Origin of the sequence: Snodgrassella sp. B3837 (assembly GCF_026535955.1) — a bacterium.
GTDB classification, from domain to species: Bacteria; Pseudomonadota; Gammaproteobacteria; order Burkholderiales; family Neisseriaceae; genus Snodgrassella; species Snodgrassella alvi_E.
In genome coordinates this window covers 277-3914 of record NZ_JAFNPI010000005.1, presented here as the reverse complement: position 1 = coordinate 3914, position 3638 = coordinate 277, and the positions used below count along the sequence as shown (strand labels likewise).

General features: G+C 39.9%; 5 protein-coding genes. All 5 read right to left on the bottom strand.

Annotated elements, in window-relative coordinates; genetic code table 11:
• Nucleotides 1–351, bottom strand: a 351-nt coding sequence (locus J3U67_RS00985) for a hemagglutinin repeat-containing protein (RefSeq protein WP_267403403.1), incomplete at its 3' end; no start/stop codon positions are given.
• A 351-nt stretch (nucleotides 352–702) separates the two neighbouring features.
• On the bottom strand, nucleotides 703–909 hold the full coding sequence (locus J3U67_RS00980; RefSeq protein ID WP_267391618.1) for a hypothetical protein: 207 nt from the start codon (nucleotides 907–909) through the stop codon (nucleotides 703–705).
• Between the two features lie 20 nt (nucleotides 910–929).
• The gene (locus J3U67_RS00975; protein WP_267403401.1) at nucleotides 930–1376 is read right to left on the bottom strand and encodes a hypothetical protein; all 447 of its coding nucleotides are present in this window, start codon (nucleotides 1374–1376) and stop codon (nucleotides 930–932) included.
• A 361-nt stretch (nucleotides 1377–1737) separates the two neighbouring features.
• Nucleotides 1738–1974 (bottom strand): hypothetical protein, encoded by a 237-nt coding sequence (locus J3U67_RS00970; RefSeq protein WP_267403399.1) that lies wholly within the window; start codon nucleotides 1972–1974, stop codon nucleotides 1738–1740.
• Nucleotides 1975–2004: 30 nt separating this feature from the next.
• Nucleotides 2005–3207: a hypothetical protein gene (locus tag J3U67_RS00965; RefSeq protein WP_267403397.1), complete on the bottom strand. Its 1203-nt coding sequence runs from the start codon at nucleotides 3205–3207 to the stop codon at nucleotides 2005–2007.
• Nucleotides 3208–3638: the final 431 nt, after the last annotated feature.

Below are 3638 nucleotides of genomic sequence, written 5' to 3'. Positions count from 1 at the left end.
ATTGCCTTTGATGTTGAGCTGGTAGCCATTGTCACCGGCAATGATGCCGCTTTGTTCTGTTACAGCAGCATAATCGGCTTTTATTTTGCTTTTACTAAAGCTGGCAGAGGCGGATGCGCCATAGCCTACGGTGACCTGCCCGCTGATATTCTGCTGTTTGCTGTTGTATTTGGCGGTGTCCTGCAAGCTTTCGATATTTAGTTCGGCTGCATCAATCTGTACGCCTTTGATGTTGGTGGCACCGCCGCTGATGAGGCTGGTGTTGCCGCTGCTGCTTCCAATATGGCTGTTGCGGTAGCTGGTTTCGTCGCCGTTGCCATGTCCTTTGCCACGGTTGGCACCTGCGGTGATCTCGCATTAACCATAATATCTTTTTCACATAAAAAACCCACCTATATTAAGGTGGGTTGGTGCGGATAAATGGCCATGTTCCTTTTCATCGGCAGTTTAATCTGGCGACGTTTTACCATCTAGCCCTTACTTGTCGATAACGGTACCCTGTATGGTTCCTATTGTTTTAATATGGAACTATTTCACCTCGTGCTCTACGCTCAGCATCACGTTGTTTCGCACGATTCGATTGATAGGTTTCAAACGTGGGTGTTCCGCGATTTTCCATACACCTTTCAAACAAAGGTTGATTCCATACACCATTTGGGTAACCTTTTTCTTGAAGCCGATTTTCCGGCTTATTTGCCAGCTCTAGGCAATAGTCTTGATTTTTTTTCTCAGATCTTTTATTTGCGGAGACTCAGCATCATAAAAAGCATTCCTATCTTTTTGGCCTTTGATAATCGCAGCTCCTTCAGCATAATAACCGTTATACCAATCCGATATACTACATCCACCTAATAGCAGACTGATTCCTGTCACAATTAATAAGCGTTTTTTACATAGGCGGTACTGCATGACGTTTTTTACCTCCATTCTTATTGGTGTTCAGGAACTATTTCACCTCGCGCCCTGCGCTCAGCACGACGTTTTTTTTCTAGCATTGAACCATAAGCTTCATATGTCGGAGTTCCACGATTTATCATACAAAGTTCGAACATACCTGAATTAAAAATTCCATTTGGAAATCCAGTTCTTGCAACCCAATTTTCCGGCTTCGATGCTTGCTCTCGACAATAATCTCGATTTTTTCTTCTCAGCTCTTTCATTTGCGGAGACTCAGCATCATAAAAAGCATTCCTATCTTTTTGGCCTTTGATAATCGCAACCCCTTCAGCATAATAACCGTTATACCAGTCCGATATACTACACCCTTCTAATACTATACTAAGGACTGTCAGAATCACTAACCTTTTTTTACTTAAACGGGTCTGCATAGTATTTCTTACCCCCATAGTTAAAGTAGCGTTTGCCATTAATTTCATGAATTGGTATCTGCGTGGTTTTAACCGTCTTTAACGTTTTTGGGTCATAGGTTGTCATCTTCCCCTGCCGATTTACCCAATTGATAGTCCCATATTCTCCAATTACTAGTAGATAAAGCTTACCTGCATTGTGCGCAGCGTATGTAGCCTATGTCATTTGCTCTAATACAATAAAAGGCACCAGTATATATGCTATCACTTTGATAAACTGGCGCCCGCTGATTAGTTACTATTTAAGCTATTTCTGAATATTTGATGTAAATAAACTACCTCGATATAACAAAATAAACAAATTATAGCTGTAATGTAAAAATGAATTTCATTTTTCTTTTTTTCCTCTGCTTATGAATATTCTAAAAAGTTAAAAACCTTTTCTTCTCATACACTCTCTTTCAGCAGGACCATATATTTCACCTAACCAATCTTGCATTTCTTTCGAACCTACATATTCATTTTTTGGGCGTGGTAGTGAGCGAAGCTCTTGGAAACACTCGTCACTAGCTTTTTCTTCAGCTGGAGACAGTTTTTGTGTTTCTCCATTCCAAAAACGTACTACCCACTCATAACACCCAGATAAAAATAAAGAAAAAAAAAACATATTGTTATTATATTTTTAAAATATCTCATTTCAATTCGCTCCGTTCTTTGCTCTTGAAGGTTTCACTAAAACTGGTATAGATGGGTTATCTTTGTTTATATTATGATTTGGACCTTTTTTCCATTTATTATTAAATTCAGTATCATAAGGATTTTTATTAACTTTATCTCCCGTCAAGTTTCCATCTTTATCAATATTTCTTCCTTTTTCATCTACCAAAATATCTTTTGGTTTTTCTCTGAAATAACTACTGTGCGAATACATAAACGGTTTATCTTCTACACCACCTGTAGGTGGATTACCTCCTATTGTATACTGACTACGAAACAATAATAGTGGACTTCTACCCACAAAATCGGTGTAATGCACTGCTGAATATGCTTTACTTCCTTCATAACCATTTATTAGTAGCTGGTCTGCATACTGTTGTACATTAGTTGCTGTACCGTAAAATCTTGCTTCTCTTATTGGTATGCCGGTTAATCCATTTCGATTAGCATACTGTAGGGCATTACTTGCCGTCATCCCACCACGACTGTGGTTACTTAGGTCTATTTTATAGCCTTTTTCTTTGGCATACTCATAAAGTAATATATTTGCTTTCTCTGAATTGGTCAAAGGAAGGTGGCTACCGCCCAAATCATTCACTTTATCATAAAATGCATATACACCTTCTGATAAAAAGTTGCTGGTTGGCGGATTGGCAACTACATAGATACCATCTGCTCCTGTTTCCCACAAGTTCTGCTTAACCGCATTTTTTAATGCATCATTTAAAGGGTTGAGTATGCCAGGATTGGATATGGTTATTACACCTGTGTTCTGTCCAGGTTTGATTTCATTTATATCAAATATCTGTCTTTTATTCCCTATTTCTGCATAGGGACTGTCTGCATCTATCGGTCTGGTTTTCTTGTTATCGTAACTGTTATTGGAACAATATAAACCATCTTGTGCACAGGTTACATTCCATATCTGTATTGGTCTTCTGGCTGCTCTAACTGCGGGGTCAATAATAGCGTCGCCATCTGCATAAACCAGTGCAGCAGTATTACCATACCCATAAACCGTACCTAATATCATATCTGTATAGAAGGCGGCTTTGTCCCATTTATCGGCACTCCCTTCCAGTGCCAGTGATTCGTTAGTGTTATAACCATTTTTGCCATCTATATAGTTGTCCTTACGAATATTTTCTGCCTGTTGGCGTTTATTATCGGCGATTTTATGCAAGATATTGCGTAATTCTTGACGATTTTGGTCAAATTCCTGTGTGACCTCACGCTGTGTATCCAGCTCTTTCTGAACTTTGTCTTTGTCAAAGTTGTTGCTCAGGTAGCCGGCTTTATCCGCATAGTTGTCGCTGCTGGTATCGNGTATGAATTCCGGCTATGGTTTCGGCTACGCTTTTTCCGGTTTTCTGCTGTTGGGCAGCAGCATCCGTAATGATGATGTTGCTCGTATTGATGCCGCTGTGGGTGGTACTGCTGCTATGGCCACTATCATGTCCGAAGCCAAGGGACTTGCTGGCACCCGTTTCACCTTGATTAGCTAGGTTAATCTTGTCATTACCAGTAGGCTGTTTTTGTCCCAGTGATGAACCGCTGAGGCTGCCACTACCACTTAAACCAATACTACTACCACTGTAATCACTATGATTATGA